Here is a 15,070-nt window from a genome sequence, read left to right on the forward strand (position 1 = left end):
TATTATTTTGGCTTGATCGATGGTTTGGTTTAATTTCGAGTGTATAATTAACTCTATCGACTAACATTCTGTATCTTAGATTGTTTCAACCTTAAATGCGATACCATATCATATCTGTCGCGACATAGAAACCATTCCAGCTGTTTTATCAATAGCATGCATCAAAGCCATGCAGGTAATGCCAAAGGCTTCAGCAGCGGGTGGAATTATTGAATCCAGCTTGTGGTATTGCTGGTAGTGCTTGCACGGTATGAGGAGAATCCCGTGAATCCGGGATTCTCATTGGAGAACAGTCAATTAAGAATCTGTGGTAGTAAAACCAATAAAGGTAGGGAATCAGTCGCCGCTGACGCGCAATGCGGTTGTATTCAGAGCGGGTGGAATTAATACCCGGATGGGCCGTTGACTGACACTGAATACAACGGTGCTTTCGGCTTCGATGTCGCGATTGCGGAAATAGTCGCCATCGACCTGTAGCGGATAGGCCTTGTCGTGCAACGTGCAAGCAATGTGCTTGCCGCTGAAATACTGCATGGGGAGGTTGGCGGGTTTTTGTTGCAGAATGCGCATGGCCTTGACCAATTCATGCTGCGGCCGGGCGCCCGGCAGAAACCCGACAACCAATTCGTTTTTGGACGGATCGGCGCTCGGCACGAGTTGCAGGTTTTTCGCATAGGCCGAATTGTTGGCTACGATGACATAGCCGGAGCCATGGTCGACGACTTGTTCGCCATCGACATTCACTGAGACGGTAGGGTGATGCAATGAACACAGCGCTTTCAGTCCATGCCAGAGATAAATCGAATCGTTGAGTGGGCCTTTTCTTTTACCGATGTTCTTGACCGTTAATGAATCCAATCCCATTGAAGCCATATGAAAAAAAGGTTTCTCGCCGCGAATGCCCTGGCCGCTGATCAAACCGTAAAACTGCTGCAAGCAAACGCCGGAAGCGATGGCCTGGAGCAAATCGTCCGCTTCGGTGCTCATGGCATAGGAACGCGCAAACAGCGACTCGTTTCCACCCGGTATGGCATACACCGGCGTGGTTGTTTTGTTGAGCAGATCCAATAATTTCCGGATAGTGCCGTCACCGCCCACCACAACGACCAGGTCACTGGACGAAATGTTATCCACGATGCGGGTATAGCCCTTCATTTTTTTCTCGGAGGGACAAATTTCAGTATGCTTGCCTTGCCGTGACAGCGCCGCTGCCAGTTGATGCGCGAGCGCCTCGGTATTGCCAGCGCTGGATATCGGGTTAAAAATGATCAGGATTTTTTCCGGCGCGGGTATTTTGAGCAGCAGCGGATTGGGTTGAAACAAATGATTGTCGTTCATGGATGAAATGTGCGGGTTAATTCCAGTGTATTTGTTCAAATTCACGATAATTCAACCGGGATGACATTGACTTCCGACCAGATTCGATCGCACCACGGCCGATCGACCGGCGGCATGTCGTCCTTGATCCATTGCACCAGATGTTTGGCAGTGTTCGGGTAAGTGACACGGATTGCTTTAGTTTCGTAGAGCCATTGCTCAATACGTTTGGCATCGACGGTTTGCATCATCTGACCATAACCCAGCAGGCTGAGCGCTGCTGCATTGGAAGCTTGTTCCATTTGCGCATGCACGGGTTTTACCAGGATTTTTTTACCTAATTGCAATGCTTCGCTGGCCAATTCAAAACCGGCATTGCAGATGATGCCCGCGCAATCCGACAAATCCTGCTGAAATCCGGTCAACGACAAGGGTTTGCAATGAATATGCGCATGCTGAGAAGGCGACGCTTCCGGGGAATAGATGAAGAACTCGAAATTTTTGAAGCGTGCGAACAGTTTGATGATGTACTGCTGATCTTCAAACGGCAGATAAACGACAATTTTGTTTTTTTGAATCTGTTCGGAAATAAAAGGTGTCTCAATCACCGGAGGCAGAATGGGTTGATCGAAATGATGCCAATGCAAGCCGATGCTTAAATCAACCGGCGCGAAATTTTTCAATACGGCTTCGGAAACCGGGTCATGACCTGCGCGCGGTATGTCATGCTGGAACGCGTATTGATGACAGATGCCGACGGTTTTTTTATTTTGCCTGCGCGCTGCCCAAGCGGTTACCGGTTCAAAATCGCAAATAACCAGATCGTAAGTACGCAAATCCAGTTGCCGGATATCCTTGAGAAAATTGAGCGGTTTGGATTGCCATACGGTTTTCAGGTGATTGATTTTACCTTTATGGGTAGCGAATGTCAGTCCTTCGCGCCATTGATGGCCGTTAAAAACGTCCATCGCGAAAAACTTGTCCTGCGGCCTGCCCGTGAATAAATAAGTGACTTCGAGATCCGCTGCTTGCAACTCACGCGCCATGATGCGGCCGCGCGTGATATGACCATTGCCTGTTCCTTGGATGCCGTAAAAAATTTTCATGGTGCTCCAGTTCCTTAAGCTGATTTGAAACCTGAATGTGTCAGGGTTTTATTAAATCGGGCAGAGTGTAACAAGCTGTCATGACAGAAAAATGACAGTTTGGTGGATTAAGTCAGGTGTGCTGAAGGGCTAGAAAACTTAGAAAATTACAGACAATCGCCGCTTATGCCACGGTAATATCGCGGCCAAGGATGCGCAGTGAGAGTTTGGAAATTCTGGGATTGGAATGAAAATCGCGCATAGTCATGCCATTGCCATACACATCCAGAAGATTGCCATGCGGATCCACTAGATGTTCACGCAAATAACTTTCTTGCGTAAATCCGAGCGCTAAAATGTTTTTTTGGGAAAAGGTATTGTGCGCGTAAACATGGGCGATCAATTTGTTTAATTTAACCCGGTTGAATACATAATTCAGTACCAATAAGGTCGCTTCGAGTGCGATGCCGCGAGTGCGATCTTCAGAATCCGGCAATCCGATCAGAAATTCTGCCCGGCGATGCGATAAGTTGATGTCGACGAGATTGGCGATACCGGCCGGTTGCCCGGTATTTTTGCGGAAGATGACCCAGTCGACGGATTTAGTCTGGCAAGGATGCAATGCTTGTGTCTGATGCAATTTTGCAGCCAATTCGCCGACCGGTTGATGGCGCGGAATGTATTGATTGTACAACGTCATGAAATCATTATTTTGGTGGCAGTACCGTAAGTAGGCAGCGTCTTGCGCTTCGTAACGGCGCAGGAATAATTTTTTTCCTTCTAGCGGTTCCAGCCAGCAGGAATCGACTTCGGCAAGATTGTTGCGCGCCTGGTTGAAGTTGGGGGTTAACTGTAATGCTCTATGAAATTGGGCTCTGGCTTCATCGATTCTTCCCAGGTTTTTTAACGCTTGGCCCAGATTATTGCAGGCTTCCGAGTAATCTCCCTGTAATTCTATCGCTTGCTGATAGCAGGGGATCGCTTCCGCGGTCTGGTTCATTTTTTGCAACGCATTGCCCAGGTTGTTGAGCGCATGCGGATAACGCGGACGCAATTGGAGCGCCCGGCGGAAACTTTCTGCCGCTTTCTCATGGCAGTTTTGCACCATCAGCGCATTGCCCAATACATTGAGCACTTCGGCTTGATTAGCATTGATGTCGAGCGAGCGTTCGCAATAACCGATGGCTTCTTCGATCGAACCTTGTTCCCATAACGCATTGGCATAATTGCCGATAAAATCGGCGCGCGTGGGCGCCAGGGCGATCGCTTTGCGAAAATTATCGTTCGCTTGCGTAAAACGCTTGCTCTGGGCATAAATAACCGCGAGCAGATGCAGTGTGTCGGGTTGATCCGGCAGTGCGGCAAGAATTTGGCGGCAAACCGCTTCCGCTTCGGAAAACTGCCCGGATTGCTGATGGCGGACAGCGCGTTGCAGGGCTTCTGAAATTTGTCGCATGAGGAGATTCTGAGTCAATGAGGCATGGTGTTGGCAAAATTGCAGGCGATTGCCTTTGTTATGTACTATCAGCAGTGTCATCCAACCGCGATGATACTGCTGATAGGGTGCAACTTAAGCGTTAGAGAACTGGAAAAACCAGATCGCCAATACCTGCCACACCCACAATTGGCGGCGTAACAAGCGTATCGGTTGTCGTGAAATTGAGCGTGGTGTCATCGCTGATTCCGGCGTAATAATTTCCAGCGTTATCGGTGATTGCGCTGGCATCAATTTCAATATGATAAGTCGTATTGGGAACCAAATCGGCTGCCGGATCGATAAAGATTTGATTGCCGCCGAATTTACTGCTGCTGAAAGTAACCTGACTGGAATCATTGATTGAAATCGTCCGTATATCCGTGCCATTGCTGATCACAATGTTACCGTTTGCCGGTTTTATCTCTTCATTGAAGTAGAGGTTAATGTTGCTACCCACCGCAACATCGACAGCATCATCCATCGGCGAACTGCCTGTCAATAGCGGGTCGCTGGATAATGTCGTAAAGTTGAGCGTCGTATCGTCACTGATGCCGGCGTACGAATTGCCTGCTAAATCGATAATGGCGCCGGTGTCGATTTTAATGCTGTAATTCGTATTGGGAACCAGATCGGCTGTTGGATTGATAGCTACCTTGCTGCCGTTAAAAGTGACTTGACTGGCATCGTTAATCGCGATGGTGCGCGTATCCGAACCGTTACTGATAACGATATTGCCGCTGCTGCCAGCTTGAACTATTTCATTGAAAAACAATTGAATATCACCGTTTACTTGGAAATCGCTGGAGTTGTCATCAGGATTGCTACTAGACAGACGAGGCTCGCTTGTAATGGTGGAGAAATCAAGCGTCGTGTCATCGCTGATGCCTGCGTAAGCATTACCTTCCAGATCGGTGATAGCGCCGTTATCGATCCGGATACTGTAGTTCGTATTGGGAACCAGATCGGCTGTTGGATTAACGGTTATCTTACTGCCGTTGAAAGTGACCTGGCTGGCGTCGTTAATGGCGATAGTGCGGGTATCGGAGCCATTGCTGATCACAATATTACCACTGCTGCCCGCTTGAACCTCTTCATTGAAGGCTAGCGTAATGTTGTTGTCAGCCGGAAAATCAGTGGAACCATCCCACGGAGTACTCGAAGACAAAAGCGGCTCGCTGGTGGTCGTGGAGAAATTCAGCGTGGTATCGTCGTTGATGCCGGTGTACGGATTACCATCCAGATCGGTAATAGCCGTGCTATCGATTTTGATGCTGTAGTTCGTGTTGGGAATCAGATCGTCTGTTGGATTAATAGTTACCTTGCCACCGCTGAAAGTGACTTGGCTGGCATCATTAATGGCAATGGTGCGAGTATCGGAACCATTGCTGATGATGATATTGCCGCTATCGCCCGGCTTCACCAGCTCATTAAAGTAGAATTTGATATTTTGATCGACTTGGAAACCGGTGGAATCGTCACTGGGATCGCTGCCATTAAGACGAGGCTCGCCCGTGATGGTGGAGAAATCCAGTGTAGTGTCATCGTTGATACCGGCATATGCATGGCCGTTCAAATCGGTGATGGCACCAGTATCGATCTTGATGCTGTAATGGCTATTGGGAAGCAGGTTGGCTATCGGGTTAATGACGACTAGATTGGAATTATTGAAGCTGACTTGGCTAGCATCATTAATGGCGATGGTGCGGGTATCGGAGCCATTGCTGATGACAATATTGCCGCTACTGCCGGGCTTAACCTGTTCATTAAAATAGAGTTCAATATTCTGATCAAATTGAAATCCGGTGAAATCATCCCAAGGATTACTTCCGGTTAACTGCGGCTCGGTCGCAATGGTGGAAAAATTCAGCGTGGTGTCGTCACTAATGCCAGCATAGGCATGACCATTCACATCGGTGACAGCACCGCTGTCGATCCGGATGCTGTAGTTAGTGCCGGGTACCAGATCGGCGGCCGGGTTGATGCTGATACCGTTAAAACCGTCAAAAGTGACCTGACTGGCGTCGTTTATCGCGATGGTGCGTGTATCTGAACCGTTGCTGATGACAATATTACCGCTACTGCCGGACTCAATCTGCTCATTAAAATACAGCTCGATATTTTGATCCACTTGAAAATCGGTGAAATCATCCCAGGGATTACTGCCGATTAGCTGTGGGTCGCTCGAAATGGTGGAAAAATTCAGCGTGGTGTCATCATTAATGCCAGCATAGGCATGACCACTCACGTCGGTGACGGCACCGCTGTCGATCCGGATGCTGTAGTTCGTATTGGGAACCAGATCGTCTGTTGGATTAACGGTTATCTTACTGCCGTTGAAAGTGACCTGACTAGCGTCGTTAATCGCGATGGTGCGGGTATCGGAACCATTGCTAATGATGATATTACCAGTGCTGCCTGCCTGAACCTCTTCATTGAAGGCTAGTTTAATGTTGTCGTCAGCCTGGAAGTTAGTCGTGTCATCTCCAGGCGTACTCCAGTTCAAGCGTGGTTCGCTCGTGACAGTGGAGAAATCAAGTGCGGTGTCATCGCTAATGCCAACATAGGCATGACCACTCAGATCGGTGATAGCGCCACTATCGATCTTGATGCTGTAATGCGTGTTGGGTACTAAATCGGTAGCAGGATTGATCATTACGCCATTGTAACCATCAAAGATTACTTGGCTGCTGTCATTGATCGCGATTGTATGCGTATCGGGACCGTTGCTAATGATGATATTGCCGCTGCCGCCAGACTGAATCTGCTCATTAAAATAGAGTAGGATATTTTGATCCACTTGGAAATCGGTGGAGCCGTCACCAGGATAACTCCCATCCAGCAGGGGTTCACTCGTAACTGTGGAGAAATCAAGCGTAGTGTCGTCGCCGATTCCGGCGTACGGGTTGCCGCTCAGATCGGTGATAGCGCCGCTATCGATCTTGATACTGTAATGCGTGTTGGGGACCAAATCGGTAGTGGGTTTGATCATTATGCCACTATAGCCATCAAAGGTTACTTGGCTGCTGTCATTGATCGAGATGACGCGCGTATCAGTACCATTGCTGATGGTAATATTGCCTGTGCTGCCCGGTTTAACTATCTCATCGAAGAATAATTCAATCGTGTTGTCTATCTGAAAATCAGCGATATCGTCCCCAGGATTACTCCAAGATAAAAGCGGACCGGGGCCGATCGTGCCGAAGCTCAGTCCGCCAGTGATTCCCTCCCAAGCATTGCCCGATGTATCGGTAATCACACCAGGAGCAATCTGGATGCTGTAGGTAGAATTAATAATTAAATCTTCGGTAGGATTGATGGTGATTGAACCGTAATTGAGCATGCCCAAGCCGGTAGAGTTATTGATGGTTACTTGACTGGCGTCATCAATCGCAATGACTCTGGTATCGGTTCCATTGCTGATGATGATGTTGCCGGTTCCGGTCAGGATTTCTTCATTGAAATTCAGGGTGATATTGTCATCGATTTTCAATGGCTGTCCTTCAGTCGGCCAACTCCAACTCAGGGCCGGTGCTGTGGTGTCGGCAATCGTCGTAAAGTTGAGTGCTGCTGGATCACTAATGCCAGCGTAAGGATTTCCGGAATAATCGGCAATCACCCCATTAGCAATCTCGACATGATAGGTCGTATTGGGTATTAAGTTGGTACTGGGATTAATGATTACCTTGCTGCCGCTGAATGTGATCTGACTGCTATCATCGACAGCAATGAGGCGGGTATCTGTGCCGTTAGTGACGACAATATTGCCGGATCCTGCTGTGACTGCTTCATCGAAGTGTAAAACAATATTGTTGGTAACCGGAACTTCAGTTGTGTCGTCGGCAGGCTCGGAATAATAAAGTGTGGGTGGGGTAGTGTCTATGAATGCAGGCTCAAGCGTGAATGTAAGCGTCGCGCCCAGACTTCCGCCATGTCCATCCACAATGTCATAGCTTAATTCGACATCACCGGAAAAATTGCTTTCCGGTGTGAAGATCCAGCCGGTTGCGGTTTCGGTCAGCGTACCATGCGTAACCGACAGATTCTGGATCGCTATTTCATCCTTATCGATATCGGTGAAACCCTTTAACAGGTCGCTTGCCAGAATTTCATAGCCGGTATTTTCCGTTCCATTGGGCAGGATGGCGGTGGTTCCGGTCAGTTCCGGCGCATGATTCAGTCCGTTGAGCGTCACTGTTGCCTTAGCCCAGCTCAGCGGGCTATTGCCTTGACCGACCTTCATGGCGTAGATAAAAGTATCGGTTAAGCTTTCACCGGTTGATAGATCTTTAAGCTTGGCTTGCAATTCAGGTGTGATGACGTAAGAAACCTTGCCAAATTTGGTGATCGAAATTTGTGCACCTAATTCGCTATAGTTGATCGCGTCGTAATTATCACGGGTCAACAAATCGCTGGGCTCGTTCCCGGCGTCGCTGCCTTCATCCAGAGACCATAACACTTTTAATAAACCGCCTTGATCATTCGCCAGCACATCCAGTATGAAACTGTCACGGCCGCTGCTTAAATCCGTGAAATTATCATTCTGAGCTTTGGAGTTTTGCGCAAATGAATCTGCCTTCTGGATTACTGAATTAACCGCCATTATATTTTCTCCCCGAAATGAATTGCCGCGCGTTTGAAAAAGTTAATTGGTTGATTGTTATGAATAGCGGAGCGAGTATAACTGATGAGAAGAGACATGAGTGTGATAAAAATCACATTTTAGATTAATTAATTTGAGTGATTAGTTAATCTAAATTATAGCAATGGTAATGGTGTGGTAAACGCGAAAATAAGCAACCAAACAGCGATTAATTTCACTTGCCAATATTCGCGGATAATAATTTTCTTGTGCTTTGAATAAAACACTGAGTGATTACTCGGGTTGCAGCCATTGTTGAATTTGGCCGCGGTGAAGTGCATACCAGCGTTGGCCGATGTCCAACGCCTTTTGCTGCACGATGGCGTTATTGGCCGAATCCATCTGATCCGGCATGTCATAATCCTTCAGATAGTGATTGATATACAACACTTGATTGCCCAAAACTGCCTCAGTCGTCCTCACATTTGCCAGCATTTTTTCCCTGAGAATGATCGAGGCGATCCCTTGCGCCGACCATTGCACGCCGCCGTAACCACAAGCGCTTGCGCCTTTGATTGCAAAACTACGCCAGCCTGAGCCGATGGAAAGCATTTTGATTGTGCAGTCATTCCAGCAACGTTGCGCATAGAGGTATGCGCTGAATCCGGGATTATTCATGCCCACGCCGCCATCGATGCGCCAGCCGCCATCCTTCATTTGCACCGGCGGGTAATACGAGGGCGCAGCGGTGCAGGCATCGGCGATTTCGCTGAGTAAAAAATCCGGCTGACTGTCATTGGTGAAGATTTCCAATTGATCTTGATTGAGATTGAAGCAGGGGACAAAAATCTGTTTGTCGAGCGAGGACAGCTTCAAATCGCCCAGCTCGTTTTGCAGCGCCAGTTTTTTCGGAATGCCCTGGTATTTGGGGCGAACTTGCAAACGGTTCAGCAACCGGCCAAAGCGATGTTCCGTCATTATTTTTTCCAGCAATTTTTCTTGCAGAATTTTCTCGATGATCCGCTGTGCGCTCAATTGCCGTCCCAGAATCAAACAGGTGATCAATCCGCCGGAGGAGGAACCGGCAATCAGATCGAACAAGTCGTACGTGGCAACGCCGGTATCCTCTTCCAGGCAAGCCAATACGCTTAGTTGAATCAACAGATGACTGCCGCCGCCGTCCAGGCTTAAAATGGTTTTAGGGTGCAAAGCGTGTTTCAACGGTGTGCTTAAGCCGCTCGTTTGCTGGCCAGCAATTCCGCGTGCACGAGATTTTTGTGCTGTTCAAACCGCTCAGACCAGAAGACCAATTCCAGCGAACCATCGAGATGCTCCAGCAAGGTCGAGCAGCTTTCTACCCAGTCGCCGTCGTTGCAGTAGAGCACGGAATTGATTTCCCGCAATTCGGCATGATGGATGTGACCGCACACCACACCGTCAACGCCGCGGTCCTTGGCCAGATGCGCCAAAGCTTCTTCAAAACTGCTGATGTAACTGACTGCGTTTTTTACCTTCAACTTCAGATAAGCCGCGAGCGACCAGTACGAATAACCAAAGAATTTACGTAACCTATTGATATAATGATTTAGATCTAGCAGAGTGTCGTAAGCGATATTGCCTAATTTGGCGAGCCAGCGGCTGTTCTTCACGATCATATCGAATTCATCGCCGTGCATGACCAGCAGTTTTTTACCATCCGTGGTGGTGTGTACATAATCCTGATGAATTTCCACATTACCGAACACATGGCCGATACAATCGCGCAACGCTTCATCGTGATTGCCCGGCACGTAAATCACTTTAGTACCGTGTTTGGCTTTGCCCAGGATGGAGCGGATGACATTGGTATGGTGCTGCGGCCAGTAAGGACTCTTTTTGATACTCCAGAAATCGACAATATCGCCGACCAGAAAGAGATAATCGGTTTCAACCGAATGCAGAAAGTGCAATAGCGCTTCCGCCTGGCAGCCGCGGAATCCGAGATGCACATCCGAAATCCAGACGCTTCTTACTTTGATAGGGGCTTTATTCTTCACCATAAATGCCTTTTTAAGTGGATTAGTCATGGCTGTGCAGCATAGAGTGTGTTTGTTAAGCTTCTTTGAAGCATTTGTTAAATATTGATGAATTCTTTGTGAAAAGCGGAAAACATGGGGCGATTCTTTGCTGCGCAAGAAAAGATTCGAGTAACATCTGCCTTTTACCGCAACCGGTATTCCGGCAACCCTCAATCCAGCAAAAATGCGCGCTCCGTCAACGATCAAACAATCCTTTCCCGAGCTGGAACAAATCGAGGCTATTCTGCGAGAGCGCGATGCGGCGATCTTACAGAGCCGGGTGCTGTGCCAGGTGCCGTATGGCGATGACTTGCTGCCGGTGTATGCGCTGACACTCGGCAACCGCGCGCCGGATGTGCCGTGTGTGACGTATGTCGCCGGTATTCACGGTTTGGAACGCATCGGCACGCAAGTCGTCATCGCATTCCTTGAAGGCTTGCTGGAGCGGCTCAAGTGGGACCGGGTATTGGCAGAAATACTGCAACACGTGCGCATTCATTTCATACCCATCGTCAATCCCGTTGGCATGCTGAACAAAACTCGCGCGAACGGGCAGGGTGTCGACTTGATGCGCAATGCGCCGGTCGATAGTGTTGAAAAAACCATTTTACTGGCCGGTGGACACCGCATCTCACCGTCTTTGCCGTGGTACCGGGGAAAAACCGGCGACGTCATGCAGCCGGAAGCCCAGGCATTGTGCGATTTTATCGCGCAAGAAGTCTTGCCTGCGCCGTTCAGTCTGGCGCTCGACTGTCATTCCGGTTTCGGTTTCCGCAACCAGATCTGGTTCCCTTATGCCCGGAGCCGGCGCGAACCGGTCAAGCATTTGAAGGAAATCTGTTATTTGCGCAATTTGTTCATGCAAACCTATCCGCACCAGGATTATCTGTTCGAGCCGCAATCGCAGCATTATCTGGTGCATGGCGATTTGTGGGATTTTTTGTATTTGAAGTCATTGGAACAGAACAACGTTTTTCTGCCATTAACATTGGAAATGGGTTCATGGCGCTGGATTCGCAAGAATCCGCTACAACTGCGCCAGTTGCTTGGTCTGTACCATCCGATCAAGCCGCACCGGCTCAACCGGGTGCTGAGAAGCCATTTGATTCTGATGGAGTTTCTGCTGCACGCGACGCTGTCGTATCAAAATTGGATCAATCAAAGCGATGCGGAGAAACTGGAGCAACAAGCGCGGGCGCTGTGGTACCCATGAGTCAATCCGAGCATTTTGTGCTGATCCGGGGATTGTGGCGTGAAGCACGGCATTGGGGTGAATTTACCGCGCATCTGCAACAACAATTTCCCGCTGCGCTAATCAGCACACCGGATATTCCCGGCAATGGTTTGCGCAATCATGAAATCAGCCCGGACACCATCGCCGCTATGACCTATGCGTTGCGCCAGCAAATTAATTTGAACCAGCCGGTACGGTTGATCGCATTGTCGATGGGCGGCATGATCGCAATCGATTGGATGATGCGTTATCCAAAGGAGATCGAAGCTGCGGTACTGATCAACACCAGCGCCAGACCGCTATCGCCGTTTTACCACCGTCTGCGCTGGACGGCTTATCCGCATGTTCTGCCGCTGATTTTTCAATCTATTGCGAAAAGGGAAGCGGATATTTTGCGGTTGACTTCTAACCGCCATCAACACGATACAAAACTGCTCGAATCCTGGCAGCAATGGCAACAACAGAATCCCGTATCGCCAGCCAGCGCCAGAAACCAATTGCTCGCCGCCATGAAATTTTCAGTCACCGCAAAACCGCAGCAACCGCTATTGGTCGTCACCAGCCGGGCGGACCGGCTAGTGGATTACCGCTGCAGCCGTAAATTGGCGCAAACCTGGAATGCGGATTATGTTGAAAATGAATCCGCCGGGCATGATTTACCGCTGGATGAACCGGAGTGGTTGGTTCAAAACATTAAGCAATGGCTTGATACAACGATAAACGAGCTATCCAGTCAATAACAACGAGTGAACCATATGCGTATTCTATATTCTATGTGTACAATAGAGCGCAACCATACACATGGAGGTATAATGAGAACCAATATTGTTATTGACGACGAACTGATGAATGAAGTTATCAAGTTGACCGGCGTAAAGACCAAAAAAGAAGCCGTAGAACTCGGCCTGTTAACTTTGATAAGAATAAAGAAACAAGAAGCGATCAAGCGACATCGGGGTAAATTGAAATGGGATGGTAATCTCGACGACATGAGAACGGATTGATGGTATTGATCGACACCAGTGTATGGGTGGATTTTTTCAACGGTAAAATTAGCAGTGAGACCGAGAAACTCGATCATTATTTGTCCAGCACGGTGATCATTGTTGGGGATTTAATTTTAGCTGAAGTGCTGCAAGGATTTAGAAACGACAAAGATTACCAAATAGCAAAATCACTACTGACAGAGCTTGAACTCGTGCAACTTTGCAATAGTGATTTGGCAATTAAATCGGCCCAAAACTATCGCATGCTCAGAAAGCAAGGTATCACCATCAAAAAAACCATCGATTGCCTCATCGCCACTTACTGCATCGAAACCAAAACGCCTTTGCTTTTCTCAGATCGTGATTTTGTTCCATATGTTGAAAATCTGAGGCTGAAAGATGCGTCGGTTTTGTGATTTTTAACGTCAATATTCCATTCTAACTTCTGAGAGCTTGTAAGTAGGCAGAATGACTTCTTCTTGGCCGATGCCAGATAGCACTGTCATTTTCTTGTCATATTAATCCTATATCTTCATCAGTATTCAATTCCCGTAATGGAGTCGGTTTTATGCTGGATGTCGATGCAATGCTGAAAGATTATTTCCCAGATTCGCAGGTGCAGAGCGATAAGCCGCTGATGAAGGCGGCGTCTTCGTTGTTGAAAAAGCTGTTGCATCAGGAAGAGATCAATCGTTTTATCGAGACACACCGGCATTTGGAAGGATTGGAATTCAACGATGCGGTGCTGGAGCATTTTAATTTTTCGTTTCAGGTTTCCAGCAAGGACCGGGCACGCATTCCGGATCAGCGCCGGGTGTTGATTGTAGCCAATCATCCGCTCGGTTCCTTGGATGGATTGGCGTTGCTGAAGCTGGTATCGGAGATTCGCACCGATGTGAAGATTGTGTCGACGAGCTTGCTGGATTGTATCGATCCGCTGAAAAGTTTGTTTCTGCCGGTGGATAATTTTTCTAAGGTGGCGAAGCATCGCGACAATTTGAACTTGATTGTAGCGGCGCTGGAGGCGGAGCAAGCGGTGATTGTGTTTCCCACTGGCGAAGTGTCGCGTATTTCTCCGCTGGGGGTGCGCGACGGTAAATGGAAATCCGGATTTATTTCGTTGGCCAAGAAAACCAAAGCGCCGATTGTGCCGGTGCATATCGGCGGCAAAAATTCCGCGATGTTTTATGGTTTATCGAGCATTTACAAGCCGCTTGGCACGATGATGCTGGTCAATGAAATGTTTAACAAGAAAGGCGGTGAAGTTTCGTTCCGCATTGGCAAACCGATTCCGTGGGAATCGATCGCCGCGATGGATTTATCCAAGAAAGCGGCGGCAAAGTTGATGCGCAAGCAAGTTTACTGGCTCGGCGAGAAGAAAAAGAAGGAACTGTTCAAGCCGATTGAAAATATCATCCATCCCGTCCGTACCAAGTTGATCCGCAAGGAACTGAAAGCGTCGCAGTTGATCGGCAAAACCCAGGACGGCAAGCATATTTATCTGTTCGACTATCTGCCGAATTCCAGTGTGATGCGGGAAATAGGGCGGTTGCGCGAATTGTCGTTCCGTCAGGTGCAGGAAGGTACAGGCAATGCGTTGGATATCGACAGCTACGACCGTTACTACCGCCATCTGATTCTGTGGGACGAAGATGAGCTGGAGATTATCGGCTCGTATCGCATCGGGGAAGCGGCAAAAATTCTTAAGACACGTGGCGCGGAAGGGCTGTACACGTATAGTTTATTTGAATTCAATCCGGCATTTCTGCCGTACCTGGAGCAATCGATCGAGCTGGGGCGCAGTTTCATTCAGCCTCGTTATCAAAATAAACGTAGCTTGGATTATCTATGGTATGGCATCGGCGCTTATCTGTATCAGCACCCTGAAATTCGCTATATGGCCGGGCCGGTGTCGATGAGCACGGCGCTACCGGAAGCGGCGCAACAAACGATCGCAAATTTCTACCATCAACTGCGCGGCAATGACCAACGGCTGGCCGCTCCCAGGATTCCGTTCGAATTTGATGCCGCAGCGGATTTTTCATCATTCAACAAAGCCTCTGATGAAACGGAATACAAGCAAGCGTATTCGCTGTTGAAAGAGAAACTCGATGCATCCGGCGTTAAAGTCCCGGTGCTGTATAAGCAATACGTGGAATTATGCGAACCGGGCGGTTGTGAGTTTCTCGGTTTTAATATCGATCCGCAATTCTCAAACTGTGTGGATGCGTTGATTCTGGTGCATGTCGGTGCGATCAAGGAAAAAAAACATCAACGCTATATTGAGAGTCATGCGGCCGCCATGCTGGAACGGAATTCCGCATAGCAGCCATGA

General features: G+C 48.4%; 11 protein-coding genes. 5 read left to right on the forward strand and 6 right to left on the reverse strand.

The window, feature by feature from the left end; translation table 11 throughout:
- Positions 1 to 336 precede the first annotated feature (336 nt).
- The 6 genes from R2083_RS06950 to R2083_RS06975 all read right to left on the reverse strand — a co-directional run bounded on the left by R2083_RS06950 (position 337) and on the right by R2083_RS06975 (position 10,524).
- Positions 337 to 1,338 carry a diacylglycerol/lipid kinase family protein gene (locus R2083_RS06950; protein ID WP_317537964.1) on the reverse strand — a complete coding sequence of 334 codons (1,002 nt, stop codon included), beginning with the start codon at positions 1,336 to 1,338 and terminating at the stop codon, positions 337 to 339.
- A gap of 41 nt (positions 1,339 to 1,379) precedes the next feature.
- On the reverse strand, positions 1,380 to 2,423 hold the full coding sequence (locus R2083_RS06955; protein ID WP_317537965.1) for an MJ1255/VC2487 family glycosyltransferase: 1,044 nt from the start codon (positions 2,421 to 2,423) through the stop codon (positions 1,380 to 1,382).
- Between the two features lie 163 nt (positions 2,424 to 2,586).
- Positions 2,587 to 3,858, reverse strand: coding sequence for a GNAT family N-acetyltransferase (locus R2083_RS06960; RefSeq protein WP_317537966.1), 1,272 nt, complete (start codon positions 3,856 to 3,858; stop codon positions 2,587 to 2,589).
- Between the two features lie 121 nt (positions 3,859 to 3,979).
- Positions 3,980 to 8,479 carry an Ig-like domain-containing protein gene (locus tag R2083_RS06965; RefSeq protein WP_317537967.1) on the reverse strand — a complete coding sequence of 1,500 codons (4,500 nt, stop codon included), beginning with the start codon at positions 8,477 to 8,479 and terminating at the stop codon, positions 3,980 to 3,982.
- Between the two features lie 273 nt (positions 8,480 to 8,752).
- Positions 8,753 to 9,679 (reverse strand): patatin-like phospholipase family protein, encoded by a 927-nt coding sequence (locus tag R2083_RS06970; RefSeq protein ID WP_317537968.1) that lies wholly within the window; start codon positions 9,677 to 9,679, stop codon positions 8,753 to 8,755.
- 8 nt (positions 9,680 to 9,687) lie between these two features.
- Positions 9,688 to 10,524 (reverse strand): UDP-2,3-diacylglucosamine diphosphatase, encoded by an 837-nt coding sequence (locus R2083_RS06975; RefSeq protein ID WP_317530748.1) that lies wholly within the window; start codon positions 10,522 to 10,524, stop codon positions 9,688 to 9,690.
- A gap of 175 nt (positions 10,525 to 10,699) precedes the next feature.
- Here R2083_RS06975 and R2083_RS06980 point away from each other — a divergent pair, with 175 nt between their 5' ends.
- From R2083_RS06980 to R2083_RS07000, 5 genes are all read left to right on the forward strand, one after another.
- Positions 10,700 to 11,728, forward strand: a complete 1,029-nt coding sequence (locus tag R2083_RS06980; protein ID WP_317537969.1) for a M14 family zinc carboxypeptidase — start codon at positions 10,700 to 10,702, stop codon at positions 11,726 to 11,728.
- Positions 11,725 to 12,489 carry an alpha/beta hydrolase gene (locus R2083_RS06985; protein ID WP_317537970.1) on the forward strand — a complete coding sequence of 255 codons (765 nt, stop codon included), beginning with the start codon at positions 11,725 to 11,727 and terminating at the stop codon, positions 12,487 to 12,489. Before R2083_RS06980 ends, R2083_RS06985 begins: the two co-directional genes overlap by 4 nt.
- A gap of 72 nt (positions 12,490 to 12,561) precedes the next feature.
- Positions 12,562 to 12,753, forward strand: coding sequence for a type II toxin-antitoxin system VapB family antitoxin (locus R2083_RS06990; protein WP_317530745.1), 192 nt, complete (start codon positions 12,562 to 12,564; stop codon positions 12,751 to 12,753).
- Entirely contained in the window at positions 12,753 to 13,151 is a 399-nt protein-coding gene (locus tag R2083_RS06995; protein ID WP_317538985.1) for a PIN domain nuclease, read from the forward strand. Before R2083_RS06990 ends, R2083_RS06995 begins: the two co-directional genes overlap by 1 nt.
- Positions 13,152 to 13,303: 152 nt before the next feature.
- A complete protein-coding gene (locus tag R2083_RS07000; RefSeq protein ID WP_317537971.1) occupies positions 13,304 to 15,061 on the forward strand; it encodes a lysophospholipid acyltransferase family protein in 1,758 nt (585 codons plus the stop codon).
- Positions 15,062 to 15,070: the final 9 nt, after the last annotated feature.

This window comes from Nitrosomonas sp. Is35 (assembly GCF_033063295.1).
GTDB lineage: Bacteria > Pseudomonadota > Gammaproteobacteria > Burkholderiales > Nitrosomonadaceae > Nitrosomonas.

Excerpts from the sequence above, each read along its gene's own strand:
- R2083_RS06950 (WP_317537964.1), bottom strand. The coding sequence starts at position 1,338 with ATGAACGACAATCATTTGTTTCAACCCAATCCGCTGCTGCTCAAAATA.
- R2083_RS06955 (WP_317537965.1), bottom strand. The coding sequence starts at position 2,423 with ATGAAAATTTTTTACGGCATCCAAGGAACAGGCAATGGTCATATCACG.
- R2083_RS06960 (WP_317537966.1), bottom strand. The coding sequence starts at position 3,858 with ATGCGACAAATTTCAGAAGCCCTGCAACGCGCTGTCCGCCATCAGCAA.
- R2083_RS06965 (WP_317537967.1), bottom strand. The coding sequence starts at position 8,479 with ATGGCGGTTAATTCAGTAATCCAGAAGGCAGATTCATTTGCGCAAAAC.
- R2083_RS06975 (WP_317530748.1), bottom strand. The coding sequence starts at position 10,524 with ATGACTAATCCACTTAAAAAGGCATTTATGGTGAAGAATAAAGCCCCT.
- R2083_RS06980 (WP_317537969.1), top strand. The coding sequence starts at position 10,700 with ATGCGCGCTCCGTCAACGATCAAACAATCCTTTCCCGAGCTGGAACAA.
- R2083_RS06985 (WP_317537970.1), top strand. The coding sequence starts at position 11,725 with ATGAGTCAATCCGAGCATTTTGTGCTGATCCGGGGATTGTGGCGTGAA.
- R2083_RS06990 (WP_317530745.1), top strand. The coding sequence starts at position 12,562 with ATGAGAACCAATATTGTTATTGACGACGAACTGATGAATGAAGTTATC.
- R2083_RS06995 (WP_317538985.1), top strand. The coding sequence starts at position 12,753 with ATGGTATTGATCGACACCAGTGTATGGGTGGATTTTTTCAACGGTAAA.
- R2083_RS07000 (WP_317537971.1), top strand. The coding sequence starts at position 13,304 with ATGCTGGATGTCGATGCAATGCTGAAAGATTATTTCCCAGATTCGCAG.